Annotated in this window: 19 protein-coding genes and 1 tRNA gene; 15 read left to right on the top strand and 5 right to left on the bottom strand. The window is 45.8% G+C overall.

Going from position 1 to position 25,538, the window contains the following annotated elements:
- Window positions 1-2,682: 2,682 nt before the first annotated feature.
- Together MUB35_RS10060 and MUB35_RS10055 are read right to left on the bottom strand one after the other, a co-directional pair.
- A complete protein-coding gene (locus tag MUB35_RS10060; RefSeq protein WP_244806135.1) occupies window positions 2,683-3,987 on the bottom strand; it encodes an ATP-binding protein in 1,305 nt (434 codons plus the stop codon).
- Window positions 3,984-4,703: a LytR/AlgR family response regulator transcription factor gene (locus tag MUB35_RS10055; protein WP_033141924.1), complete on the bottom strand. Its 720-nt coding sequence runs from the start codon at window positions 4,701-4,703 to the stop codon at window positions 3,984-3,986. Before MUB35_RS10055 ends, MUB35_RS10060 begins: the two co-directional genes overlap by 4 nt.
- 614 nt (window positions 4,704-5,317) lie before the next feature.
- On the opposite strand from MUB35_RS10055, the gene MUB35_RS10050 reads away from it, so the two are divergent.
- From MUB35_RS10050 to MUB35_RS10005, 10 genes are all read left to right on the top strand, one after another.
- Window positions 5,318-6,295, top strand: coding sequence for a hydroxyacid dehydrogenase (locus MUB35_RS10050; RefSeq protein ID WP_244806134.1), 978 nt, complete (start codon window positions 5,318-5,320; stop codon window positions 6,293-6,295).
- A 57-nt stretch (window positions 6,296-6,352) separates the two neighbouring features.
- Window positions 6,353-6,841: a TRAP transporter small permease gene (locus tag MUB35_RS10045; protein ID WP_244806133.1), complete on the top strand. Its 489-nt coding sequence runs from the start codon at window positions 6,353-6,355 to the stop codon at window positions 6,839-6,841.
- Complete coding sequence (locus tag MUB35_RS10040) at window positions 6,838-8,130, top strand: TRAP transporter large permease (RefSeq protein WP_244806132.1); 1,293 nt, start codon at window positions 6,838-6,840, stop codon at window positions 8,128-8,130. Before MUB35_RS10045 ends, MUB35_RS10040 begins: the two co-directional genes overlap by 4 nt.
- A gap of 47 nt (window positions 8,131-8,177) precedes the next feature.
- On the top strand, window positions 8,178-9,245 hold the full coding sequence (locus MUB35_RS10035; RefSeq protein WP_244806131.1) for a TRAP transporter substrate-binding protein: 1,068 nt from the start codon (window positions 8,178-8,180) through the stop codon (window positions 9,243-9,245).
- 144 nt (window positions 9,246-9,389) lie between these two features.
- The gene (locus tag MUB35_RS10030) at window positions 9,390-10,073 is read left to right on the top strand and encodes a GntR family transcriptional regulator (protein ID WP_052099530.1); all 684 of its coding nucleotides are present in this window, start codon (window positions 9,390-9,392) and stop codon (window positions 10,071-10,073) included.
- A 29-nt stretch (window positions 10,074-10,102) separates the two neighbouring features.
- Window positions 10,103-11,488: a sedoheptulokinase gene (locus MUB35_RS10025; RefSeq protein ID WP_244806130.1), complete on the top strand. Its 1,386-nt coding sequence runs from the start codon at window positions 10,103-10,105 to the stop codon at window positions 11,486-11,488.
- Window positions 11,489-12,253: an HpcH/HpaI aldolase family protein gene (locus MUB35_RS10020; RefSeq protein ID WP_244806129.1), complete on the top strand. Its 765-nt coding sequence runs from the start codon at window positions 11,489-11,491 to the stop codon at window positions 12,251-12,253. It begins immediately after the preceding gene.
- Between the two features lie 24 nt (window positions 12,254-12,277).
- A complete protein-coding gene (locus MUB35_RS10015; protein ID WP_244806128.1) occupies window positions 12,278-12,730 on the top strand; it encodes a YhcH/YjgK/YiaL family protein in 453 nt (150 codons plus the stop codon).
- Between the two features lie 57 nt (window positions 12,731-12,787).
- Window positions 12,788-13,684, top strand: a complete 897-nt coding sequence (locus MUB35_RS10010; protein ID WP_033141931.1) for a sugar phosphate isomerase/epimerase family protein — start codon at window positions 12,788-12,790, stop codon at window positions 13,682-13,684.
- Window positions 13,685-13,746: 62 nt separating this feature from the next.
- Entirely contained in the window at window positions 13,747-14,721 is a 975-nt protein-coding gene (locus MUB35_RS10005) for a D-2-hydroxyacid dehydrogenase (RefSeq protein WP_033141932.1), read from the top strand.
- Window positions 14,722-14,790: 69 nt separating this feature from the next.
- On the opposite strand, the gene MUB35_RS10000 is transcribed toward MUB35_RS10005, so the two are convergent.
- From MUB35_RS10000 to MUB35_RS09990, 3 genes are all read right to left on the bottom strand, one after another.
- A tRNA-Leu gene (locus MUB35_RS10000) sits at window positions 14,791-14,872 on the bottom strand.
- 151 nt (window positions 14,873-15,023) lie between these two features.
- On the bottom strand, window positions 15,024-16,019 hold the full coding sequence (locus MUB35_RS09995) for a uroporphyrinogen decarboxylase family protein (protein WP_033141933.1): 996 nt from the start codon (window positions 16,017-16,019) through the stop codon (window positions 15,024-15,026).
- A 37-nt stretch (window positions 16,020-16,056) separates the two neighbouring features.
- A complete protein-coding gene (locus MUB35_RS09990) occupies window positions 16,057-17,283 on the bottom strand; it encodes an MFS transporter (RefSeq protein ID WP_033141934.1) in 1,227 nt (408 codons plus the stop codon).
- A gap of 281 nt (window positions 17,284-17,564) precedes the next feature.
- On the opposite strand from MUB35_RS09990, the gene MUB35_RS09985 reads away from it, so the two are divergent.
- From MUB35_RS09985 to MUB35_RS09965, 5 genes are all read left to right on the top strand, one after another.
- Window positions 17,565-19,133 (top strand): helix-turn-helix domain-containing protein, encoded by a 1,569-nt coding sequence (locus tag MUB35_RS09985; protein ID WP_054352772.1) that lies wholly within the window; start codon window positions 17,565-17,567, stop codon window positions 19,131-19,133.
- Window positions 19,130-20,716: a PucR family transcriptional regulator gene (locus MUB35_RS09980; RefSeq protein WP_244806127.1), complete on the top strand. Its 1,587-nt coding sequence runs from the start codon at window positions 19,130-19,132 to the stop codon at window positions 20,714-20,716. Before MUB35_RS09985 ends, MUB35_RS09980 begins: the two co-directional genes overlap by 4 nt.
- 26 nt (window positions 20,717-20,742) lie before the next feature.
- Window positions 20,743-22,017 carry a ferritin family protein gene (locus MUB35_RS09975; RefSeq protein ID WP_244806126.1) on the top strand — a complete coding sequence of 425 codons (1,275 nt, stop codon included), beginning with the start codon at window positions 20,743-20,745 and terminating at the stop codon, window positions 22,015-22,017.
- Window positions 21,986-22,888, top strand: coding sequence for a patatin-like phospholipase family protein (locus MUB35_RS09970; RefSeq protein ID WP_244806125.1), 903 nt, complete (start codon window positions 21,986-21,988; stop codon window positions 22,886-22,888). Before MUB35_RS09975 ends, MUB35_RS09970 begins: the two co-directional genes overlap by 32 nt.
- 230 nt (window positions 22,889-23,118) lie before the next feature.
- Entirely contained in the window at window positions 23,119-25,509 is a 2,391-nt protein-coding gene (locus tag MUB35_RS09965) for a GH36-type glycosyl hydrolase domain-containing protein (protein WP_244806124.1), read from the top strand.
- Window positions 25,510-25,538: the final 29 nt, after the last annotated feature.

Genomic DNA, 25,538 nt, shown 5'->3' with positions numbered 1-25,538 from the left:
TATATGCCTATTGAGGCATCAGGTCCTGCAGCGGATGTGGCGATAATACCGTAGCTGATGTGGTATAAACCGGTGCGCAGAAATGTGATGGTGATTCCGTCTTCCTCGAGGCGTATATCGTTTAAAATGTCGGAGGTTATGGAAACGGGGGCGGCGTTAGGCGCGGCCGCAGGAATCGTTTGGGACTGGGTGCTGTGAAAGGCAGCATAAGCCGGTCTGGGGGCAGGTTTTCCGGCAGGACCAGCGGGACCGGCAGGGCCGTTTAAACCGGTTGGTCCGGTAGGGCCGGTTAAGCCGGTTGGTCCAGTGGGTCCGGCAGGGCCGATTAAGCCAGTTGGTCCAGTGGGTCCGGCAGGGCCAGTTAAGCCGGTTGGTCCAGTGGGTCCGGCAGGACCGGTTAAGCCGGTTGGTCCAGTGGGGCCGATAGGACCGATTAAGCCGGTTGGTCCAGTGGGTCCGGTAGGACCGATTAAGCCGGTTGGTCCAGTGGGTCCGGCAGGGCCGGTTAAGCCGGTTGGTCCAGTGGGTCCGGCAGGACCGGTTAAGCCGGTTGGTCCAGTGGGTCCGGCAGGGCCGGTTAAGCCGGCCGGTCTGGTTGAGTCGGCTATACTGCAATAATTCTTATTGGCCTCCGTAGACGTTTCCTGTAAATTTTGATCGTATTCCATACAGTCATCGTGACTGCGTTTACTACGAAAATTAGAAAAAATCATAATATCTCCTTTAACTCGTTGAGGGTTTAAAGACCCTGATTTTAAATGAATACAGAAAATGCATGATGAGTGTGAAAATCCGATATAGTGATGCGAAACGGTATTATAAGTGAAATGATATAACGGACAACGGGGATTTGAAGTTGTTTTTTAAATTGAGAAAAAAATGAAAGTATGAATCTGCATTCAGGAATTCCGCCTTAATTTTACAATAGTCAGGGATATTTCTCCTTCAATGACAGATACAGGGCTGTTAAAAGTGAAATTTAATCTTGTCTGCGCAGGGGCGTAAAGAATGAAATAAGTTGAACCTGTAGCGCTTGAAGAGTCAGAACCAGTTTTGAAATAAATTCCTTGATCAAGGTGCGCAGCGCTGTTGTAAAAAGGTGTAATCTGCATATATCCTTCGGTCCGCAGGATTGCTGAAACACCGTAAGATATTAAGTAATAACCTGGTCCTAGGATAACAGTGGCCGGGCTTTCATAGGAAATTTGACCGGTGGAATCGGAAATCTGAGGGAGGAGGGGAATCAGCGTGCTGTCAATAAGCTGCAGTGCATAGTTGGAAAAGGAGGCAAACGTATCATCCGGGATTATACCGGTGGGTCCGGTAGGTCCGGTGGCACCTGTGCTTCCGGTGGGGCCGTCGGGCCCCGTAGGTCCGGTGGCACCTGTGTTTCCAATGGGTCCGTCGGGCCCGGTAGGTCCGGTGGCGCCTGTGTTTCCGATGGGTCCATCGGGCCCGGTAGGTCCGGTGGCACCTGTGTTTCCAATGGGTCCGTCGGGCCCCGTAGGTCCGGTGGCGCCTGTGTTTCCGATGGGTCCGTCGGGCCCGGTAGGTCCGGTGGCACCTGTACTTCCGGTGGGCCCGATTGGACCAATAGAACCAGTAGGTCCAATGGAACCCGTTGGGCCAGTAGGACCAGTGGAACCGGTTAAGCCCGTAGGCCCGATGGGGCCGATTAAGCCAGTAGGCCCGGCAGGTCCAGTGGAACCGGTTAAGCCAGTTGGCCCGGTAGGACCAGTGGAACCGGTTAAGCCAGTTGGCCCGGTAGGACCAGTGGAACCGGTTAAGCCCGTAGGCCCGATGGGGCCAGATAAACCAGTAGGCCTGGCAGGTCCAGTGGAACCGGTTAAGCCAGTTGGCCCGGTAGGACCAGTGGAACCCGTTAAGCCCGTAGGCCCGATGGGGCCAGATAAACCAGTAGGTCCAGTGGCTCCAGTAGAACCGGTTAAGCCAGTAGGACCGGTAGGTCCAATGGAGCCAGTTATACCAGCAGGTCCGGTGGGGCCCATAGGTCCAGTCATACCGGTGGGGCCGGTAGGCCCGATTGAGCCAGTTATACCGATGGGGCCCATAGGTCCAGTCATACCGGTGGGACCGGTAGGTCCAATGGAGCCAGTCATGCCAGTAGGCCCGGTAGAGCCAGTTATGCCAGTCATACCAGTGGGACCGGTAGCACCAGTAGAGCCAGTCATACCGGTGGGACCGGTCGGTCCAGTAGAGCCGGTTATGCCAGTGGGACCGGTCGGTCCAATCGAGCCGGTCATGCCGGCAGGACCATCAGGTCCCATTGGCCCCGTGGGTCCCGGAGGACCGGCAGGCCCGGTAGGACCGCGTTTGCAGCAGCAATTCGGACAGCAGCAGGTGTTTTTTCTGCAGCAGGGAGGTATGTATTCCATGGATTCTTTCTGTATATCATGTTCTGACTCAGATGAATTCCTTTGAACTGAGTCATCATGGCAGTTTGAATGCATACGATTATCGCCTCTTTTCCGGCACAAAAGTCAGTCTTTACTATTATATGTAAGTTATAGTGGGATTGTGAGAAATGAGTTATGAACTATGGATACCAGCGCCAGAAGCCGTACACGGGAAGACGCCTTATAAGTCGGATGGGGAAAGGAGCCCGCAAGGATTCCGTGAGGCTCCGGACAGTACGGGAGGGCATCACAGCCCTCCGGAAATTCAGGATTCGGGAGAGTCCATTTCTATGCCTTCAAAGCACATAGTAATGGTAGTCTGAAAGATATGGTCAGCATAGGCAGTCTGGAGAATACCATCATATTTTTGTACGGCTGCTTCAATATTTTTCATACCCCAGCCGTGCAGCATCGGTTCATTTTCCTTTTTTACGGTGACGAGTTCTCCGTCAGATGTATACTTCGGTTCCGGGCTGCTGTTTTCCAGTTTGATGACAAGAATATTCTGAATGCGCCGAATCGTAAGGTTTATGCTGCATGTGTCAGGGGAGGTTTTCCTGCTTTGTATAGCTGCGGCTTCCAGCGCATTGTCCAGAAGGTTTGAGAGAATCGTACACAGATCATTGGATTTAATATTGGTATTATAAGGATATTCTATGTTCATTTCCATACGGATACCGGCATTTTTTGCTTTTTCGTATCTGCTGTTGATGATATAATCAACTGTCTGGCTGCCGGTCCATACCATGGAAGAAATGTTCTGTACAGGACTTATAATGGAATCAATATATTGAGAGAGCTCCGGAGCATGATATCTGTCTGCCATTTGGTGTATGACCTCTAAATGCCGATGGAAGTCATGAAACAGTTTGGCATTTTGAGAGTAGGCCTTGTTGACTGCAGCGTAATTCTGTTCCAGCAGTTCTTTTTGCATTTCAATCGTGTCCAGCAGTTCTTTCTCACGCTGGTATTTTATGTGGCTGTATGCAAGAACGATTCGGAGAAAAAGAGCAGAGAGCATAACTATAGTGACTATGGTCAATATGTCTAAAGGCCGTCCGGCAAAAGCCATATGCAGCAAAATGGATATTCCGCAAAATGCCACTGCAGGAGTTCCGTATATGGATGTATAGTAATTACTGAAATTACTGATGCATTCCTGAAAGCGGTGTGATGCGAACAGAGCGAAATAAAATGGTACCCGGCAGAGAAGCAAAAATACAAGCCAATAAACCAAAGGTACGGAAAAATATCTGCATAGTATCAGATAAGAAAGAACATCCGTTAACAGGAGTACGCTCAGATAAGAACAGCCACAGCATAAAAGCAGTTTCCAGTCCAAATGATACAGAAACTTAGAAATCACAAGGATCACAGCCAGAAGAGCAGCCGCAGTGACAGCCGCACTTTTGCCGCTGTTGTTAAAAAAGCAGAGCAGTCCTGCAAACCCGGCAGCAGCAGCCCAGGCCGCAAATTTTTCACTGCTTTCATCCTGCAGTCTGCCGATACTGAGAACGCCGCAGCATATCCCGGAAAATAAAAGCAAAAACTCAAGTACATAAATCATCATATATGTTTCCCCCAATAAGTATTGACTGCCATTTTTACACTCTGGAGATGGGAGCGGCTGATTGGCAGGACCGTGCCGTCTTTTAAGCAGACACTGCTGTTTTTTATTTGGGTGATCTGTATCAGGTTGATGATGCATCCCCGTTCAATGAATATAAATTCTTCTGCCCCCAATTCTTCGTAAACCGTCAGCAGGCTTTTCCTGACTTTGATAATCCCGTGACAGGTATGGAGCGCGGCGTTCTTACCGTCGCGAAGAATATAAAGGATATCACGGAAGCCCACCTTTTCCATCCGGTTTGCCGTCAGCACAGTATAATTCTTGTCATCTTCCAGCATGATGAGCTTTAACGCATCCGTAACCGCATAGGTCAGTCTCTTTTCCAGGTCATTCTTGGGCACATACCGGAATATGGCTAATTCAAAACTGTCAATGGCATATTTTACATGGGATGTAATGAAAATGACTTTTACGTTGGGCAGCTCCGGTTTTATGGCCTGAACAATTTCCATACCGCTGATACCCGGCATTTCAATATCCAGAAGGAGAAGGTCAAAATAGCTGTGATCTTCCAAAATGTCACTTAACAGCATCCGGCCATTATTATAGGTCTGTATTTCAGCTACCGCTTTTTGCAGGCTGAGGCAGTTTTTTAATATCGTCTGGTTATTGATAATTGAATCTGTGTCATCGTCGCACACAGCAATACGGATCATAGTTACCTCCTGGTTGAGCTGTAAGCTGTAACAGCAGGAATGTCTTACAGCGTGAATAGTACAAAGTTTCTTATGTTGTCACTATAACATATTGTTAATTACAGATACAACCGGAAAAGTTAAGGAGGGAATATGTCAGAATGCGAATAAGAGGAACAGAAGCGAACTTACATGATAAATTCCCCTTGTAGTGATTTGGATTAAATCCTTAAAAATATTTTGGTACAGGCGTATAGTACACGGAAAAGAATATTGGAAGCTGAGAATGTCAGAGGAGGAAATGGCTGGAGCAAGAATGACATGCTTTTATTGGAAATTTCAAATGTGTCTTTACTAAGTCAGTGTAGATGGGTTGGTACTATCATAGTTACTGAATTATCTAATGTTTAGGTTTCCACATCTTTTCAATTTCTTCTGTAAAAATAATTGTCGACAATATATGTGAAAAGTCTACAAGGGAAATGCGATGGAATTGGATGAATTCCACAAAGATTATAATATATATAAAAAACTATTGATTATTTTGATTTATTATTGTATTCTTAAAACACAATAAATGTCGACAATTATAATTAATAGTAGACAAAATGAAGAACGATTGGAGGAAAAGTAAAATGAGTAGAAAGGTATTAATGGCACAAGATATGGATCCGGCGGGAAAAAATCTGTTAGTAGAGAATGGGTTTGAATTGGTCATGGCTCCTGTTGAAGAGGAAGAAGTGATGAAAAGCTTAATTACTGATTGTGAAGCGGTTTTTTCAAAGACTTATTTTTTGAATGAGGAAATTCTAAAAGCAGGTACAAAATTGAAGGTTGTGGCAAAACATGGTGTTGGCATTGATAATGTAGTGGATCTTGAAACTGCAACAAGGTTAGGTCTTTATGTTGTAAATACTCCACAGGCAAACTCAGACTCTGTGGCAGAACATACGATTGCTGGTATGCTTGCTATTTCTCAAAAGACAGTAAAAATGCATCTGGCTACTCAGAAGGCGGATTTTGCGGCACAGGACTGTGGAGGAATGCATGAAATCGGAGGTAAAACTGTAGGGATTATTGGACTAGGGAATATAGGACGCCGGGTTGCAAAAATTGCAGCAAACGGATTTGATATGAAAGTCCTTGGATACGATCCATATACAGACAAGAAAAATCTTCCGGATTACATTGAATATAAAGAAAATATAGAAGATATATATATGAATGCTGATTTCGTAACATTGCATCTGGGTGCAACTCCATCTACCATAGGCATGGTTGGAAGAAAACAGTTTGACATGATGAAAAAGACAGCAATTTTTATGAACCTGGCTCGTGGTACCCTGATGATTGAAGAAGATCTGACAGATGCATTACAAACTGGTAATATCGCTGGAGCAGTATTAGATGTATTTGCAACAGAGCCTGTAGAGGCGGGGAATCCCCTGTTGAAAATGGATAATGTACTTCTCTCTCCACATTGCTCTGCGTTGACAGATGAATCCCTTGCAAGAATGAGTTATGATGGAGCGCGTGGTATTGTTGAAATTTTGACAGGCAGGAAACCTGCCTGGTGTCTGAACTACGATGCAGTGAATGCAAAGAATAATTGATTGTGCAGGCAGACTTTCTGTTAATTAAGCAGATTACTATATAAAGGGGGAACACTTATGAATTTTTTAAAATGGCTGGATCGAAATTTTGAACTGATCATCATGGGGGCGGCCATAGTCACGATTACAGTTATTGTGTTTGCTGATGTAGTAGGACGTTCGTTTTTTGGTACCGGGATCACCTGTGCACAAGAGCTTTCCAGAACTTGTGAAATTATTATTGCGGCAATGGGAATCTCTTATGGAGTACAGACTGACAAGCATATCCGGGTGGATCTGATACAGACATTCTGGCCGAAAACTAAAAAGCCATTGGCAGTATTTGGTGACATAGTTGTTTTTGTGTTCTGTATATTTATGTCATGTAATGGATTGACAAAATTAAAATCAGCTTTAATTTCTCAGGCAACCACAGCGGTTTTGGAGATTCCTATGTTTTATATTTATCTGATGATGGAACTGGGGCTGGTGTTTGCTGCACTGAGAATGGTTGAGAAGTATGTAAAGCGTTTATATGCGGCGAAAAAAGGGGGTGAAACTGCATGAGTATTGTATTAATTTCTTTGGCCGTATTTTTTATTCTTCTGTTTCTCGGTGTGCCGATTGTAGTATCTATTGGAGTATCCTGTATTATGATTTGGCTTCAGGATCCATCCATTGTGACAACTCCGGCCTATACATTTCAGGCTATGACTGCATCTTTGGATTCATTTGTCTTAGTTGCAGTTCCTTTGTTCATTCTATCCGGTCAGATTATGGCAAAGGGAGGAATTGCAGCAAAACTGTTTAATTTCTTTTCTTATTTTATTGGTAAGTTCCGTGCAGGACTTCCCATAACTGTTATCGTAACCTGCCTTTTTTATGGTGCTATCTCAGGGTCCGGTCCGGCAACGGCTGCAGCTGTTGGTGCAATGACGATTCCTGTACTGACTGGTATGGGGTACAGCCTGTCTTTCGCCGCCGCCATTGTGGCTGTGGCAGGGGGATTGGGGGTAATTATACCACCTAGTATTCCGATGATCATGTATGGTTCAGCAACAGGCGCTTCTGTAGGTGACTTGTTTATTGCAGGCGTTGTTCCCGGCATACTGATTGCTCTTTGCATGATTATATACAGTATATTTTATTGCAGAAAAAATCCGCCGGATATGAAAAAGCTGGAAGATAATTACGAGGAATTACATAGTAAGAGCTTTGGAAATCTGTTTTTTAAAAGTTTTCTGGCGCTATTGGCTCCTGTTATTATATTGGGTGGGATTTACAGCGGTATTTTCACGCCGACAGAAGCGGCAACAATCTCGGTTGTTTATGCACTGGTCATAAGTTTGTTTGTATATCGAACTTTAAAAATTACAGAGTTACCGATGATCATAAAGGAATCACTGGGCTCGATTGCACCTGTATTAATTATAGTAGGGGTCAGTTCAGTCTTTGGACGTGCGTTGGCATTGCTTCAGGTAACAGATGCGATTTCGGGATTTATTTTAACTACATTCCCTGGTAAGGTTGCAGTACTTTTATTTATAAATTTACTTCTTTTGTTTATTGGATGTGTTATGGATACTACACCTGCAATATTGATCTTTGCTCCTATTTTATGGCCGATTTGTGAAGCGATGGGTATGAGTACGATTCATTTCGGAATAATCATGGTATGCAATTTGGCAATAGGATTCGTGACACCGCCTGTCGGTATTAACCTGTTCGTTACTTCAGGTATCACGGGAGTTCCGGTTATGAAATTGAGTAAACATGCATTGCCTTTTATTCTGGCATTTGCAGTTGCATTGTTAGTTATTACATTTGTTCCAGCCATCAGCCTTTGTCTGCTGTGAGGAACAGGGGGAAGCTTAAACGAAGCTTTATAAAGAGGAGGATAATAATGAATTATTTAAAAAAATCAATGGTTTTAGTAATAAGTGCAGCTATGGTATTTTCCCTTGCATCATGCGGCAATTCTACATCTGATACAACGACAGGCAGTAAATCAGCTTCAGAAGAAAGTAAAACAAATGCATCTTCAAAAGCTACAACTTTTATTGCAGCACATGCCAGTACAGAAGAGTCTACATTGGGTCAGTTTTTTTTATCCATACAGGATTATCTGGAAAAAAATACAGATGATTTGAAAATGGAAGTCTATCCTGCAGGACAGTTGGGAAGTGATACAGAGCTGGCAGAAAGTATTGTTGACAACAGTGTACAAATGATTGCCGGTTCGACTGGAAGTTATGTGAATGTAGTGGGTGATTTCTGTCTCTTTGACTTGCCCTTTGCATATGACAGTTACTGGCAGATGAGAAAAGTCTGCGCAGATGAAGAACTAGAAGCTGCGATGGATAAAGTCTTGGAGGAGAAAAACCTGAAGCTGGGATGCCTGAGAGCAGAAGGGTTCCGTACTTTATTTACAAAAAAACCAGTTACCTGTTACGAAGATATCAAAGGACTGCAGCTGCGGGTTATGGATAATAAATATCATATAAGCTTATGGAATTCTCTGGGGGCGAATACTACAACGGTTGCGTTTACAGAGTTATATACCGCACTGCAGCAAGGTGTAGTAGAAGCACAGGAAAATACGGTAACATCAACACTGGCTAATTATAACCTGCAGGAAGTCACCAATTATGCAACGCTTAGTAAGCATGAGCCAACAGTCCATCCGTTTTTGATTAATCTGGAATTTTATAATGGACTTACGGAACAGCAGCAGGAAGAATTGATTGCAGCATGTAAATACGCCCAGGAGAATGAGGCGGACCGTGAAAAAGATGATCAGAAGAGTTTGGAAACTCTGAAATCTGATTATGGTTATGAGGTTTATGAATTTACGGAAGATGATTTGGGAAAATGCCGTGAAGCTACAAAGGCTACTTGGGATGATATCCAAAATACAGTAAATCCAGCCCTATATAAAGCATTGGAGGCTGCTATTGAAAAAAATAAATAGGGCAATAAGCCATATGGAAAAAATATACATTTCTCGAAAGTTATAGTACAATAACTTTTGAGAAGGCATTATATAGGGCAGACTGCACCCGCGGCGGGTTGCCCTATGCCGTTTTCAACAATATATAAGGTAGGAGTGAAAGATATGTTGGATATTAGTGTCAGCAGACAAGCAACTGTGGCTACCGTGCTTACAGGCATGCGCCATGATATTCTGTTGGGTAAATACGAGAATATGAAACAAATCAGTGAATTGGAAGTAGCGCAGAAATATCAGGTGTCACGCAGTTCTGTTCGTTCTGCATTCCAGATTCTCGAACGCGATGGACTTTTGGAGGCACAGCCCAATGGAAGAAAGGTCTTGAAGAAAATCGATCAGAAATATATTAAAGATTTATGTAAAACGAGAAGTATTCTGGAATGCGAGGCTGTGCAGCTGATTCTTCAACAAGAAAAAAATGATTTTTCACAGCTTTTGCATATTGTTGGACAGTTTTATTCTGTAAAACAGATTGATGATAAAGAAGAGCAGAGGAACAGAGTCGTACAGTTAAATGATGATTTTCATGACAGACTTTTTGAAATGGCAGGTAATTGTGCCTTATCTCAATGTCATTATACATTGAAGCCCATGGTATCCAGTATTATGGGGATTAATGCAACCTTGGATCTGAACATGAATGAACATGATTATTATGACTCACACCATAGGATAACAGAACTTTTGATGGCAAAAGATGAAAGTGTTATCGAATATATTCGCTATCATACAGCAGTTGCAACGATGAAAGATGCATTGATAGCTCTGAATACGTTGCGTAACCAATAAACAATGAAAGAGAAAATAAGGCGATATCTATGAAATACATTGGAATTGATGTGGGAAGCAGTTTTCTAAAGGCAGTTCTTTTGGATTTAGAGAAGGATTGTATGATTGATAACAGAAGTTTCCCAACTCCGAAAAAAATCCCAAAACAAAATCCGTTTTTGTTTGAGATACCGGCGCTGCAGATTTGTAATAAGATCAGAAAACTAGTTGATGGATATACATCACAGTTTAACGATATTGAGGGAGTGATTCTCTCTACACAAATGCATGGCTTTGTTTATAGTGTGGCTGGAAGAGACGATACATATATATCCTGGCAGGATATGCGGTGTATAGAAAATATGCCGAATAGTGGAAAGACATATCTTGAGTATTTGAAGAGAGAGTTGCCGCCATGTGATATGAAAAATTGTGGTGTCTATATAAAACCATCACTTGGTTTATGTAATTTGTATACGTTGATACACGGGAGTGATATTCCCAAAAATGGGACTTTGTATACATTGGGGTCTTATGTGATTGCTCAATTGACAGGAAACAATATTTGCCATATAAGTAATGCTGCTCCAATGGGTATGGCTGATGTCAGACATCATTGTTGGAACAATGAACTGCTTCAGAGGCTTGGACTGGGAAAAATCCAATTACCTAAGATTGCAGAGCATGACTTCGAGGTCTGTGGTATTTACAGAAGCAATTCATGTAATCTGAAGATCTATCCAGATTACGGGGATATGCAGGTAGCAGTATTAGGAAGCAGAATACAGGAAGGCGAGGTTGCAGTTAATGTTGCAACGGCTTCGCAGGTTATACGTTATGCCCAGAAATTTGAACCGGGTGAGTACGAAATACGGCCATATTTTGAAGGCGGCTATTTAAATACGATTTCTAATATGCCGGCCGGTAGAAATCTGGATGTACTTGTGTCATTTTTTCAGGAAAGTGTTAATACTTTGACTGGAATGTCTGTAGAAAAGCAGGAAATCTGGAGATATATTCACCAGCATGCAGGACAAGTACGGGATGGGCTGAGAGTGCAGACAAGTTTTTATAATAATCCTTATTTTTCTGATGGGGGTTCGATTGTTGGTATCACTCAGAATAATCTGAATATTAGTAATATATTTGCAGCTGCATTTAAGGATATGGCACAGACTTATTGGTATTATATTCAGCGATTAGGGACAGATGCGGAAAATATAAATGGTGTTATTTGTATAGGTGGTGTTTGCTGGAAAACACCGGAATTATGTGAAGCAATAGCTGAAGTGACTGGGAAGAACATCAGACTTTCACCTATGCAAGACGAAGCTTTAGAGGGCATGTTTCGTTTAAGCCGGGTTGCTTGCGGTATGTGTAAAGGTCTGAAGGAACAGTCAAAGACAATAGCTGCCCATGCAGAGGAGGAGATGTAAATGTTAAAACAGAAAATGGAGAATCGGGAAGATGTACTCAGCACTATGATTTCAGAAATCAGTAATGTGAATCTTCCGAGAATGTTGAAATTAGGCGGTTTTGATTTTGTTATTATTGATTGCGAACATGGACCATTTGATTTTTCTCAGCTTGCAGCTATGGTGGCAGTTTGCAATAGCATAGATTTGCAAGTACTTGTCAGAATTCCCCAAATTACAAGAGAATGGATTACCAAGATTCTGGATATGGGGGCAGATGGATTTTTAGTACCCATGGTCAACACAAAAGATGATGCAGAGAATATAGTTAGACTCGCGAAGTATTCTCCATTGGGGCAGAGGGGATTGTCTACTATGCGTGCCCATACGGGCTATGTTCCCCCAAGGCTTGAGGATTATATGAAGGCAGCTAATAAAAAGACTATTTTGCTTGCTCAGATTGAAACATGTCAGGGAGTTGCTAATGCAGAGGCGATAGCAGCTGTCGAAGGTATTGACGCATTGGTAGTTGGTCCGTCTGATCTTTCTTCTGATCTGGGGCACCCAGGAGAATCTGGTTGTGCCGAGATGAGAACAGCTGTTGCAAAAATATGTGAAGCAGCTAAAAAGGCAGGAAAGAGCTGCGGTACAGTATCTACAAATATCGAATATCTTTCCTATTGCAGACAGCAGGGTATGAATTTGTTTAATATGGGAAGCGAGCTTGGTATGATTATAAATGGTGCGAAAGAGACGGTTAGGACACTTCGAGAGCAGGTTTTATAGGTTCTTATCAACGGGAGAAGAATAATGATTATTTGTAGATATGAAGATTTGGGTAAATATATGCCATTATTAAAATGTCTGGATAGTGCATTGGAATGTGTAGAACAATTACGAAAATGTCAATTTCCTTCAGGGTGCTATGATTATGAAGGAGGCTTCCTCTTTGTGCAGAGAGGTGAGACGAAAGAATATGAAAAAAATAAATTTGAAGCACATCGAAAATATATTGATGTTCAGTATATGATTGAGGGTGGAGAGGAAGTTGTTTATTCACCTCTTCAGCATTTAAAATCGATTGTTCCATATAATGAGAACGATGATATTGAGTTTTTTGAAAGCAAGGAAGGACAGCCGGTATTTATAAATATTAATAGTGGAATGTGTTATGTGGCTTTTCCTGAGGATGGACATATGCCGTGCAGATATAAAGAATTCCGGCAGAGTTATGTGAAAATTGTTATGAAATTACCTGTATAAAAAATATGCCGTGTAATCTTACAAAATGTGAAATATATGGATTAGGAGTTAATAACGATGAAAGAATCAATTCATAAATATTTTCAGATTGGCACGCTTCGATGGATGTCTTTTCCTAAAATGGATGTTCTGGAATCTGTCAGAAAAATTGCTGCAGATGATTTTTTTGATGTGGTTGAGATTTCCGGTTGTAAAGGCAGTGAAGAAAGAGAAGCCGTTAAGCGCCTGCTGGAACAATCTCATATGAAAGTTTTTTATGGTGCACAGCCAAGTCTGCTCAGTGGAAAGCTGAATCCAAATGATATTGATGAAAAAGGGAGAATGGCGGCGGAAACTGCCCTATATTATGCAATTGATGAAGCAGAGTATCTTGGCGCAAAAGGAGTTGTCTTTTTGGCAGGAAAATGGGAACATGAAACTAAAGATCTGGCATATGCACAGCTTTTAAAAACTACTAGAAATATATGTGAATATGCGGCTGCCAAGAATATGATGATAGAACTGGAAGTATTTGATTTCGATATGGATAAAGCAGCTCTGATTGGTCCGGCCCCGTATGCGGCTAAATTCGCAGCAGATGTGAGAACGGACAACAGCAATTTCGGGTTACTGATTGATCTGTCTCATATTCCGACTACCTATGAGTCTCCAAAATTTGTAATTCAGACGTTAAGACCCTACATTACACATCTTCATTTTGGTAATGCTGTAGTTAAAAAGGGGTGTACGGCTTATGGAGACAAACATCCCAGATTTGGTTTTCCTGACAGTGTAAACGATACTGCAGAGCTTACGGAATATCTGACAGTTTTGAAACAGGAAGGTTTCTTTAATGCAAAAGATCCTATGGTGTTATCCATGGAGGTTACGCTTGTGGGAGACGAAGAAGAGGAAATTGTTTTGGCTAATACAAAGAGGGTATTAAATAGGGCATGGTCTCTAATTGAAGATTAAGTGTGACTTTTCAGTAAACGGAACAGTTAGGATTAAGATAAAAGACATAGGAGAGCAAAATTATGAAGATTGTAGTATTGGATGGTTATACTGAAAATCCCGGCGATTTAAGTTGGGGAGAATTGGAGATGCTTGGCAATGTTACGATATATGACAGAACTTCTTATGAAGAAAATCCGATTATTGCAGAAAGAATCGGTGATGCTGAGATTGTTATTACAAATAAAACACCGATCAGCAGATATACTATTGATAACTGTCCGAATTTAAAGCTGATTGCGTTTTTGGCAACAGGTTATAATGTGGCAGATTATGAATATGCAAGGGAGAAAGGTATTCCGGTGGTGAATGTACCTACATATGGTACTCAAATAGTAGGACAGTATGCAGTGGGTCTGCTTTTAGAAATCTGCTCACATTATGGTCATCATGCACAAACTGTTAAAGCGGGAAGATGGGAGAATAATCCGGATTGGTGTTATTGGGATTATCCGATGATCGAGTTATATGGTAAGACCGCTGGTATAATAGGTTTGGGACGTATTGGCCAGGCAACAGCAAAGATTTTGAAGGGGATGGATATGAAAGTCCTGGCTTATGATGCATTTGAAAGCGAAGCGGGCAGGGAAGTTGCTGAATATGTAACGATTGATACGCTGTTTGCAAATTCAGATGTGATTTTTTTACATTGTCCCCTGTTTCCAAGTACAGAGGGAATTATCAATAAAGAAAATATTGCAAAGATGAAAGATGGAGTTATCATCATAAATAACAGCAGAGGACAGCTGGTGGTTGAAAAGGATCTGGCAGAGGCTTTGATTAGTGGTAAGGTATATGCTGCCGGCCTGGATGTTGTTTCAACAGAGCCGATTAAAGAGGACAATCCACTGTTACACGTGGAAAACTGTCTTATTACACCGCATATTTCATGGGCGGCACAGGCATCTCGTCAGAGAATCATGGATATTACAGTTGCAAATATAAAAGCATTTATAGAGGGCAATCCGATAAATGTCGTGAATCCATTTGTTAGTTGAAATAGTTAAAGTTGTTGTCTCTGTACAAAAAATAAAACCCTTTTTGGATAAATCCAAAAAGGGTTTTGCTGCCGCTGGCCGGACTCGAACCGGCACGGTGTTACCCGCTTGATTTTGAGTCAAGTGCGTCTGCCAATTCCGCCACAGCGGCTCGTTCTCACGAACCGAAAATAATATTACCATATAATTTTCCATCATGCAAGTGTTTTTACCTATTTTTATATAAAACTTTACAAATGATTATTGAATGGACCGGCATTCCAGAGGAGTTGGAATGCCGGCCATTTTCAAATAACGGAATATTAAAAGACTTCTTTGCTGTAAGCATCAATCTCTTCGCTCAGTGTCTCATACACCCCCGGGAAGGTACTGATATCAAGTCCCTGGGAAGCACACGGAATGAAATAGAGTTTGCCGTTCTCGTCACAGGCGCGGCGCACTTCTTTTTTGATCACATCTCTGGTCCAGCCCGGATAATCCACTTTGGCGCTGTCGATGCCGCCCATGAAGGAAATCTGTCCGCCGTATTTTTTGATCAGTTCCGGTACGTTGTTTGTGGTCATGACACCCTGCCAGATATCCACACCCATCTCTATCATATAGGGCACCAGTGTGGCTGCGTAGGAATCCGAGTGATGCACAATGAGCTCCACGCCGTTGTCACGGTATCTCTTGTAGATCTTCTTGTATGCGGGAAGGAAGAATTCCTCAAACATAGCGGGAGAGATGAAGGTGGAGGTCTGGGTACCCCAGTCGTCGTGATGGAAAAGGGCATCAGGCTTTAAGTATCTGCAGACCTTATCCGCATATTCCAGCTCCCAGTCAGTGAGATAGTCGATCAGCTCATGCATGGCCTCCGGTTCCTCAATAAAGTTCATCATAGTCTCAGGAATATCCATCAGATGATGGCACTGTTCAAAAAGTCCCGGGAACATGACAGAAGTTACGAAATATTCATTTCTGTCCACGGATTCCGCCTCTTTGATGTAAGGTTCCCATTCAGAATCCGGGTAATCCAGACTTGGCGCATGAACGTATTTCCGCCATTCCGTAACATCCTTGAGTACCAGATGCTCCTCATCGTGGACCGGGAAGTCGCCGGGGGTTCCTTTTGGCCATGAGAATGTGATGCCCCAGCCATTGACTGCATTTAAGACACCTTCCTCCAGAATGGGGCCGTTGTGCAGGTCAAAGAACGGGCTGCCGTAAATAATGTGCATAAATTCATATTGGTTTACAAAGCGGTCGGGATGTCCGCCTCTGATGGTTTCCAGTAAATTCTGTCTTTTTGTCAGCATATCAAAAATCTCCTTTCATGAGTTCCGTTTTTACATATTACATATTTTCATTTTCCCGGACTTCCTGCATGGACAGGTCGCTGGGATTTTTCTTATCCATTACAGTGCAGATAATAGACAGTACAGCACCGATTCCGGAAGCGGCAATGGCTACGGGAAGCAGTTTTAAAATGCCTGTGGTGCCCAGAAGCTTCTGCAGCATGGTGCAGGCATAGGTGGAGAGGAACATTCCAAAACCTCCGATGGCTGTTGTCATGGAGATAGAGGAGGATACCCGCTCCTTGGGTACGACGACCGTGCATCTCAGGAAGAAGTAAGAGAAACCGTATCCATAGGAAGCACCGCACAGCGTACATGCAATTCCGGCCATGACCGGTCCGGATGCCAGGTAAAGCAGCAGATAGGAGAGACAGAGTCCCACATATCCGAAAATGATGGTTGCCCTTTTCAGCTTGGAGTACAGGGCTCCGAACAGGATACAGAGGATGCAGCTTCCCACGGTACCCAGTGTGGAGAGCAGTGCGGCAACGCTTTCATTTCCATACCCCTGTTCTGCCACCAGGACAGATACCTGATAATAGATGACCGCGTAGATCAGATTATAGGCAAAGCAGGAGACCATCAGCATAAACTGCCTCGACAGATATGGATTTCTTCCCTGTACTTTCGCCTGGTTTTCCTCTGAGGGACTGCCCTCCGCCGGCGTTGTGGGAAGGAAGAAAATCATCATGACGATCACCGGCACGGCTATCCAGTAGACCTTAAAAACTTCATTCCAGGAACGTACTGCAAATACACCTGCGATCAGACTGATGACAGCACCGGTACCTGCCATAGTGGCATTGAAGATACCCATGATGGTTCCGCGCTTGTCTTCATCCACATAGACCTCAGCGATCAGAGCCATGGCAGCGGCATTTACAAAGCCCATGGAAATGCCCACCAGTATACGCATAACCAGTACGTAATACACATTTGCTACAGCTCCGCCTAAAATGGCAGATACCGCAAACAGGATCATAGCCCCAATTAAAATTTTCTTTTTGCTCAGATACTGCATGAGTTTTCCGCACAGCATGGCTGAGAAAAGCATGATAAAGGATGGTCCCGACAGGATAAAATTCACGGCGGCGTCATTTTGGAAGGTCTCATACAGCCCGTTTCCGGCCGGAATGATAACCATATCTGCCATAACTGCCACGTTTGTCAGAAAAAGAGAGATTAAAAACAGAAGAGCACGCCCTCTGGTCATTTCTTTGTCCATCTTACACCTCCATAAAATATTTGCGATCCGGATCTTATGTACCCATTATATCTTATTTAAATTCTCTTACCATCCTTTGAAATTCCTGTATTTTCGTGACCTGACCGTCTAAAACTTTTGAAAAAACGCAGAGGCATCCTGTTTTTCGTCCGTTTTTGTGAATTTGGAGATGAAAAAACGTCAAAACGGAGGAAAGGATAATCTGGTAAAACAAAGAGAAGGGATTTATAATGGAACTATAGAAGCCGAAACAGGAAACGGAAGGTATAGGGAGGTACAGAATGGAATTAAATATACATATTCTGATGAATGAACTGGAGCATGTGTCCGGGTACCGGGGAGAACAGGATTATCTGGATAGAAAGCTGTCCTTCTACACCTTGTATCAGCCGGGCTGTGTGCTGCGCAGGGACACACTGTATCTGATGGAATCTGCAGACCAGGCACTGGATATTCCGGAGCTGGAATCAGGAACCGCACTGCTGTTTTTAGGGGGGACAGAACCACTGGCGGGAGATTTCCCGTATGGCTGCTCCTGGATCTGTATGGACGGCAGTCTGACAGCGGATGCGCTGCTGTCCCGGCTGGAAGAAATTTTTGAGAAATACAACAGATGGGAGCAGGGGCTTTCCGCTGTCCTCTCCGGGGAGCGGAGCATTGAGGCACTCTGCCGCCTCAGCCTGCCCATTTTCAACAGCCCTGTCATGGTGCACAACAGGGAATATGAGCTTATGGGGTATGCGGAGGCGGGAAATGCCAGTTTTTCCTACAGCCTTTTACAGGAGGGGACCAATTATCTGGACCGGAATATTACGGATGAGCTGTTTTTTCGCTCGGATTACCTGACCACCCTGGAATTTGTAACACCCCAGTATTGGAGCAACGAGGGGGAAAAGTTCATAAGTATATACAGCAACATATTCGACGAGAACGGGGAATACTGGGGAAGGATTGTCATAGACGGGGTGAATATCACTCTGACAGACGGACATCTGGCACTGCTCTCTGTGTTTACCGAGACGGTGCGGGCGCTTGCTGTGCGTCATTCCGGTTCCAGATTTAATGCTCTGGAGGCATTTAAGAATTATGCCCTGGAGTATCTGCGAAGCCCGTCGGAATTTGATGTGGATAAGCTTCTCATGGCAATGCGGCTGGCAGGATGGAAGCGGAGCGGCCCTTTTTTCTGTGTCTGCATGGAACTGACGGAGACCGGGCAGGAGCTGCATTCAGCCGCCTATGAGAGCGTGCTTTTTGACCACCAGCTTCACGGTTACCTCTCCCTGGAATATGAGGACAGGCTGCTGCTTCTGTGCAATCTGGGCCTTGGGCTGGAGGGCAGGGATGAGGAATGCAGGCGCCTGGCCTATATTGTGAGGGATAATCTGTTCAAGTCAGGAATCAGCACAGAGTTCTCTGACTTCTTCCAGTTTCCTGACTACTACCGGCAGGCAGAGGCAGCCCTTTATTCAGGAAAGGAGTGCAGCAGCACCCAGTGGCTGTTCAAATTCGAGGACTATGCCCTGCACTATGTGCTGAACTGCGGTGCCGACACCCTGCCGGTGCGGACGCTGATACCGGCGTCCATCCTGGAACTCATCCGCTATGACAGGACCCACGATACCAGCTATTACAAGACCTTACTGAATTACATAGAATTTGACTCCCACACAGCAAAGGCCATTGATGATCTGTACATACACAGGAATACCTTTAAGTCCCGGATGAAAAAGATCAGGGAGCTTCTGGATATGGATCTGGATTCCCCTCAGGAGAGGCTTTATCTGATGCTCATCTTCCGAATCTTAAAACGGTATCCTGAGCTTGCAGGGGAGCAGGAGGTGGTATTATGAAGCTGAATGGATGGATACTGGCGGAAGACTTAAAGGGGGTGGAGGGAAGTTCCCTGAAATCAGACCCTGCGGAGCTTTGTCTGACCGGCGCCCTGATCTGGCAGGAGGGGATATTGCCGAGAGCCTATCACGTATATGTCATGTACGCCGGGGACCTGGAGCGGATACCGAAAAAACATCCTGCCCTTACTTTAGTGAGCATCGGAAAGCCCTCCAAAGAGTGCCTGGAAAGAGAGGGCATGGATATTCTCTGGGTCAGACCCTACCTGACACCTCAGATGATCTTGTCGCTGCTTATGAAACTGTTTGAAAAATACAGGATGTTTGAGGAAGAGCTGGACCGGCTGTGCAGGGACGGAAAACCGTTCTCTGCCCTTGCCCCTGTGCTTCTGTCTGTGTTCTCCAATCCCATTATCCTGGTGGGAGAACATATGGAGATCCTGGCCCTGTCCCAGAATGAGGATGCCTGCAGGATTCCCTGTGAGTGCAGGGACGGGGATACCGATTTTCTGCGGCCGTCTTTTGCCCGTTCTTTTTGCAGGGCATGTAAGGGGGAGGGCGGGGTTTCCGAAACAGAGGAGGGGATTCCCTTTCTGGCAGTGCCGGTCCGTAAGGAGGATAAGTTTTTGTTCGGGATCTTTCTTCTCTCTGTCACAATGCCGCTGACGGAACGGGACAGGATACTGCTCTGTTATACAGGGCAGTATTTAAGGAGCCTGCTCCGTGTGAATTTTATAAACAGTTATCAGGGTATGGAACGGATGCAGAAAACCCTGGCGATACAGGCGGAAAAGGGCAGCAGCTTTCTGCAGATGCCCAGATGCCTGGAGCTTGCCCTCTCCACCCTCGGCTGGGAAATAAAGGGCAGTTATGTGTGCATTGTGCTGAAATCAGCCTTTTTCAGCAAAGTCAGCCAGAGAGAGATACCCGATGATGAGCTGTTTGAGCGAAGCAGTCTCATGGTAAAGACAGGGACTGAGATTTTCTTCCTCTGCAACCTGCTTCCGATATCCGGCGGTGTGGATGAGATCGCAAAACGGCTGGAAAAGATACTGAAAGATTCCCCGCTGATCGCAGGTGTCAGCACGCCTTTCCGCAGTTTTTTAGATTACCCGGATTACTGTACCCAGGCATTGGCTGCCATACGGATCGGAAACAAACTGGATTACACGAAAAAGGCATGTCTATTCAGGGATTTTGCGCTGGATTACATCATCTATGAGGGGTGGAAATCCCTGCCGGTCAATGTCCTTTTATTCGGAGGGCTGAAGGACCTGCTCCTCCATGACCATATCCACCACACCAGCTATTATCAGACCCTGGAGGCTCTCTTTGACAACTTTATGGTCATGAGCCGTACTGCTTCCCATCTGGGAATCCATATCAGTACGCTGAAATACAGGGTAAGACGTATCCACGAAATGCTGGGTCTTGACTTAAACGACAGCTACAATAAAATGTATCTACAGAGCATTCTGTTCCTGCTGAAACAGGATACCGCGTCCCTTAAGGCATACCTGGAACAGGAGGCTAAGAAGCCCGCGCGGTCGATTCGGGTTGCCAGTTCAGAAAAAATGAAGTAAAATAATACCATTGAGGAGGTATTATCATGAAGAAACGTAATATTCAGAAAATTATAGAACCCATCGTCCGCCGCCCCGGCTGTACGTCATTTGCAGTGATCGGAGACCCGGGATGCGAAGGGCTGGGCACTGTTATGATGAAGACGTACGCAGGCGCGCTGGAGAAGGCAGCGAAGGAGGATATGATTCTCATTGCGGGCGATATGGTTCCTGTCGGGGATGAACGGCACTATAAAAATGTGTGTACCCTCACGGAATCTGTAGCCGAAAAAGATGTATTTGTGCTCCGGGGAAACCACGATACAGGAGACTATGAAGCTTTCTTCGGCCTGCACGATTACGCGGTCCTTGCAGAGACCTTCACCATTGTGGTGGTGGATAATGCCTTCCGGAAATTCTCCGATGCAGGGCTTGCACTTCTGGGACAGGTACTTGCCATGGAGGAATGCAAAAATGTGGTGATCGCGTTCCACATACCTATTCCAAACCATTTTACGGGAAATTCAGTCTCCCAGGAGGAGTTTGAACGCCTGCGGGCAGTGTATTTACCCTATAAAGAGAAGATCAAATATTTTGTGTGCGGCCATGTCCACTCCTGCTTTGAGGACGAAGTGGACAACATCCCCTTTGTCTGTACAGGGGGAGGCGGTGCCATTATTGAGGATGTATCCGAGAATATCAAGGCAGCGGATGTGGAGCATCACATTGTCCGCTTTGCCCGGGAGAACGGCAGGCTCTGCCACAGGTTTGAAAATCTGGGGGATGCCCCTTACCAGAGGGAGCGGGAAGATAAGATCACCAGGAGTCAGCTTGAGGAGACGGTAAAGGGAGAACTGTATGCGTTTCTCAGATATCAGACCTTTGCGGAACGCGCGGATAAGAGAGGATACGGCAGGATTGCCAATCTGTTCCGCGCCCTGGCAGAGTCGGAATACCGGCATGCCAAGAGCTTTTACGCCATTTTAGACAAGCCGAAGGCCTTTCATGAATCCGTGGACACCTATGTGCCGGGAGAGGAATTCGAGTACGAACGGCTGTACCCCATGGTTGCGGACTACGCCCAGGAGCATGATCTCCTGCTGACCAGGCAGGCTTACCGGGATGCCGCTTCCGCGGAGAAAGCCCATGCAAGGCTTCTTCGGGAGGCTGCAGACTGTGACGGATTTGAAAAAACCGTATTTTATGTGTGCCCGGTCTGCGGATGCCTGATGGAGAGCAGTCCGGAGCGCTGTCCGGTCTGCGGGGCGCCGGCCGGGGAATTTTTAGTATATGAAAGTAAAGAAGAGACGGAAGAGGGATGACAGAATTATGACACAGAGCATTGCAAAAACAGGTCTTGTTTTGGAGGGAGGCGGTATGCGCGGTGTGTTTACCGCAGGCGTGCTGGATTATTTTCTGGAACAGGACATACAGTTTGACACCTGTATTGGCGTTTCCGCAGGTTCCTGCCTGGCCTGCAGCTATCTTTCCAAGCAGCACAGAAGGGGATACCGGACGATCACCGGATATCTGGATGACCCCAGATACTGCGGAATAGGCAGTTTTATCAAAACAGGCGATTATTTTGGGGCCGAGATGCTGTATAAAACCATTCCGGAAGAGCTGGACCCCTATGATTATGAGACTTTTGACGCCAACCCTGCCGGGTTTTACGCTGTGGTGACAAACTGTGAGACCGGGCAGGCAGAGTATAAGCAGATCAGGGACCTGCGCCGTGAGATCTGTTATATCCGCGCATCCAGCTCCCTTCCTCTTATGTCCAGAACCCTGTGGATCCGGAAGAAACCCTACCTGGACGGAGGCATCACAGATTCCATTCCCATCCGAAAATCCGAGAGCCTGGGAAATGAGAAAAATGTGGTGATTCTCACCCGCGGCAGGGAATACCGGAAAAAGAAGAACCAGATGATGCCTCTTCTGCGCATCCGCTACGGCAGACAGTTTCCAAAGCTTGTAGAGCGTATGGAAAACAGACATCTGGATTACAATGAGACCCTGGATTATCTGTACCGGGAAGAAAAAGAGGGCAGGGTTTTCCTGATCCAGCCTCCTAGGCCTGTGGAAATCGGGCGTATAGAAAAGGACGGGGAAAAACTGGAGGCACTTTACCGCCAGGGATACGAGACAGCCGCACAGAGAGCAGAGGCGCTGAAAAAATACCTGGAAGGCTAGAGCCTGTTTGACGCTCTTAAGGAAGCTGCCGGACAGGTTTATGTAACAAGAAAAAACAAATATTAACATCCTGAACTATGTTACTGAAACGGAAAGTTTTCTATAATAGAGCCAGGAAGACGAAAAGGGGTCTGCCGGTGCGGGCCCCTTTCGTTTGGGAAGGCGCAGAGCCATTACAGCGGGTATCTGCAGCAAAGTTCTTAATAGGAGATTCAGGAGGGTTTCGTAACATGAAATACGGACATTTTGACAATGAGAAAAGAGAGTATGTGATTGACAGGGTAGATCTGCCTACATCCTGGACCAATTACCTGGGAGTAAAAGACATGTGTGCGGTTTTGAACCATACCGCAGGCGGATATATTTTCTATAAATCACCGGAGTACCACCGCATAACCCGCTTTCGGGCCAACGCAGTTCCCATGGACCGCCCGGGCCATTATGTGTATATCCGGGATGATGAGGACGGAGATTACTGGAGCGTATCCTGGCAGCCGGTGGGAAAACCGCTGGATCAGGCAAAATACACCTGCCGCCACGGTATGTCCTATACGGTCTATGAATGCGATTACAGCGGCATCAAAGCGTCTCAGAAAATGTGCATCCCCAAAGAGGACCCGGTGGAGCTGTGGGATGTGAAGATCAAAAACGACAGCGGACGCACCAGAAGCCTCAGCGTGTATTCCTATCTGGAATTTTCCTTCCATCAAATCGAGATGGACAATAAGAACTTTCAGATGAGTATGTACGCGGCTGCCTCCTCCTGCGAGGACGGCATCATTGAACACGACCTTTTCTATGAAGAGTTTGGATTCCAGTGGTTTACAGCCAGTTTCCGGCCGGACGGATTTGAGTGTCTGCGGGATGAGTTCATCGGCTCTTACCACACGGAGACCAATCCCATCGGGGTGGAAAAGGGTGTTCTTGGCGGCGGTTTTGAGAAGGGCAACAACCATTGCGGAGCCCTGCAGAAAAAGCTTACACTGGCTCCCGGTGAGGAAGTGCGCCTGGTGTTCATGCTGGGCGAGGGAAACAGAAAAGCCGCTTATCCCTACAGAGAAAAATACAGCAGTTTTGCCAATGTGGACGCAGCCTACGAGGAACTGAAAAACTACTGGGAGAGCAAGTTCGACAAACTGCAGATCCGGACTCCAAATGAAGGCATGAACACGCTTATCAATACCTGGACCCTCTATCAGGCGGAGATCAATGTGATGTTCTCCAGGTTTGCCTCCTTCATCGAAGTGGGCGGACGGACAGGACTGGGCTATCGGGACACTGCCCAGGATGCCATGACGGTACCGCATTCCAATCCGGCAAAATGCCGCCAGAGGATCATAGAGCTTTTAAGGGGCCAGGTGTCGGAGGGATACGGCCTGCATCTGTTCCAGCCGGAATGGTTTGACCCGGATACGGAAGTGAAGCCCTTTAAGTCCCCCACAGTCGTGCCCACACCCAGTAAGGACCAGATGATCCACGGTCTGGAGGACACCTGCTCAGACGATGCCTTGTGGCTGGTCAGCTCCATTGTGGAGTATGTAAAAGAGACAGGGGAATTTGAACTGCTGAAACAGGTGGTGCCTTATGCGGACAAAGGCGAGGGCACAGTCTATGACCATATGAAACGAATTCTGGACTTTTCCGCCAGACAGGTGGGAGCTGACGGCGTGTGCAAGGGTCTGCGCGCGGACTGGAACGACTGCCTGAACTTAGGCGGCGGCGAGAGTGCCATGGTATCCTTCCTGCACTACTGGGCGATACAGAGCTTTCTCGAGATGGCTTCTTATCTGGGCGAGAAAGAGGATGTGGAGAAATACAGGTCAATGGCTGAAAATGTGAAAAAAGTTTGTGACCGGGAGCTGTGGGACGGAGAGTGGTATATCCGCGGCATCACGAAAAACGGCCGGAAGATCGGAACACAGAAGGACAAAGAGGGAAGAGTACATCTGGAATCCAATGCCTGGGCAGTGCTCTCCGGCGCGGCGCCCAAAGAAAAGGGAACAAAGGCCATGGATGCTGTTTATGAGAACCTCTTCACTCCTTACGGCATCATGCTCAACGGCCCCTCCTATACGGTGCCGGATGATGATATCGGTTTTGTGACCAGGGTGTACCCGGGCCTGAAAGAAAACGGTTCTGTGTTCAGTCATCCCAACCCATGGGCATGGGCAGCGGAATGTATGCTGGGCAGAGGCAGCCGTGCCATGGAGTTCTACAATGCCCTGTGTCCGTACTATCAGAATGACATGATAGAGGTGCGCCAGGCAGAGCCTTATTCCTACTGCCAGTTCATCATGGGCAGGGACCACACAGCCTACGGCAGGGCACGCCATCCCTTCATGACAGGCAGCGGCGGCTGGGCTTACTTTGCAGCCACCAGATATATGCTGGGCATCCGTCCGCTGATGGACGGACTGGAGATCGATCCCTGTATTCCGGGTGACTGGGACGGATTTTCCGCGCACAGGGTATTTCGCGGTGCGTCCTTTGATATCACAGTGGAAAACCCGGACCATGTGGAAAAAGGCGTGAAGGAAATCTGGCTCAACAAGGAAAAAGTGGATAAGATACCGGTCTGCGAAGCAGGCAGTGAAAATACAGTAAAAATTGTTATGGGATAACTTGTGGGTTCGTACAGGAAGGAGAGAAC

The organism is Blautia sp. NSJ-175, from assembly GCF_022867815.1.
Taxonomy (GTDB): domain Bacteria; phylum Bacillota; class Clostridia; order Lachnospirales; family Lachnospiraceae; genus Blautia; species Blautia celeris.
The sequence above is the reverse complement of the archived record's forward strand: the minus strand, read 5'-3'. Positions and strand labels throughout refer to the sequence as shown.

Coding starts and splice junctions, on each gene's coding strand:
- MUB35_RS10060 (WP_244806135.1), bottom strand. CDS start 3,987: ATGATGATTTATGTACTTGAGTTTTTGCTTTTATTTTCCGGGATATGC.
- MUB35_RS10055 (WP_033141924.1), bottom strand. CDS start 4,703: ATGATCCGTATTGCTGTGTGCGACGATGACACAGATTCAATTATCAAT.
- MUB35_RS10050 (WP_244806134.1), top strand. CDS start 5,318: ATGAGTAGAAAGGTATTAATGGCACAAGATATGGATCCGGCGGGAAAA.
- MUB35_RS10045 (WP_244806133.1), top strand. CDS start 6,353: ATGAATTTTTTAAAATGGCTGGATCGAAATTTTGAACTGATCATCATG.
- MUB35_RS10040 (WP_244806132.1), top strand. CDS start 6,838: ATGAGTATTGTATTAATTTCTTTGGCCGTATTTTTTATTCTTCTGTTT.
- MUB35_RS10035 (WP_244806131.1), top strand. CDS start 8,178: ATGAATTATTTAAAAAAATCAATGGTTTTAGTAATAAGTGCAGCTATG.
- MUB35_RS10030 (WP_052099530.1), top strand. CDS start 9,390: ATGTTGGATATTAGTGTCAGCAGACAAGCAACTGTGGCTACCGTGCTT.
- MUB35_RS10025 (WP_244806130.1), top strand. CDS start 10,103: ATGAAATACATTGGAATTGATGTGGGAAGCAGTTTTCTAAAGGCAGTT.
- MUB35_RS10020 (WP_244806129.1), top strand. CDS start 11,489: ATGTTAAAACAGAAAATGGAGAATCGGGAAGATGTACTCAGCACTATG.
- MUB35_RS10015 (WP_244806128.1), top strand. CDS start 12,278: ATGATTATTTGTAGATATGAAGATTTGGGTAAATATATGCCATTATTA.
- MUB35_RS10010 (WP_033141931.1), top strand. CDS start 12,788: ATGAAAGAATCAATTCATAAATATTTTCAGATTGGCACGCTTCGATGG.
- MUB35_RS10005 (WP_033141932.1), top strand. CDS start 13,747: ATGAAGATTGTAGTATTGGATGGTTATACTGAAAATCCCGGCGATTTA.
- MUB35_RS09995 (WP_033141933.1), bottom strand. CDS start 16,019: ATGCTGACAAAAAGACAGAATTTACTGGAAACCATCAGAGGCGGACAT.
- MUB35_RS09990 (WP_033141934.1), bottom strand. CDS start 17,283: ATGGACAAAGAAATGACCAGAGGGCGTGCTCTTCTGTTTTTAATCTCT.
- MUB35_RS09985 (WP_054352772.1), top strand. CDS start 17,565: ATGGAATTAAATATACATATTCTGATGAATGAACTGGAGCATGTGTCC.
- MUB35_RS09980 (WP_244806127.1), top strand. CDS start 19,130: ATGAAGCTGAATGGATGGATACTGGCGGAAGACTTAAAGGGGGTGGAG.
- MUB35_RS09975 (WP_244806126.1), top strand. CDS start 20,743: ATGAAGAAACGTAATATTCAGAAAATTATAGAACCCATCGTCCGCCGC.
- MUB35_RS09970 (WP_244806125.1), top strand. CDS start 21,986: ATGAAAGTAAAGAAGAGACGGAAGAGGGATGACAGAATTATGACACAG.
- MUB35_RS09965 (WP_244806124.1), top strand. CDS start 23,119: ATGAAATACGGACATTTTGACAATGAGAAAAGAGAGTATGTGATTGAC.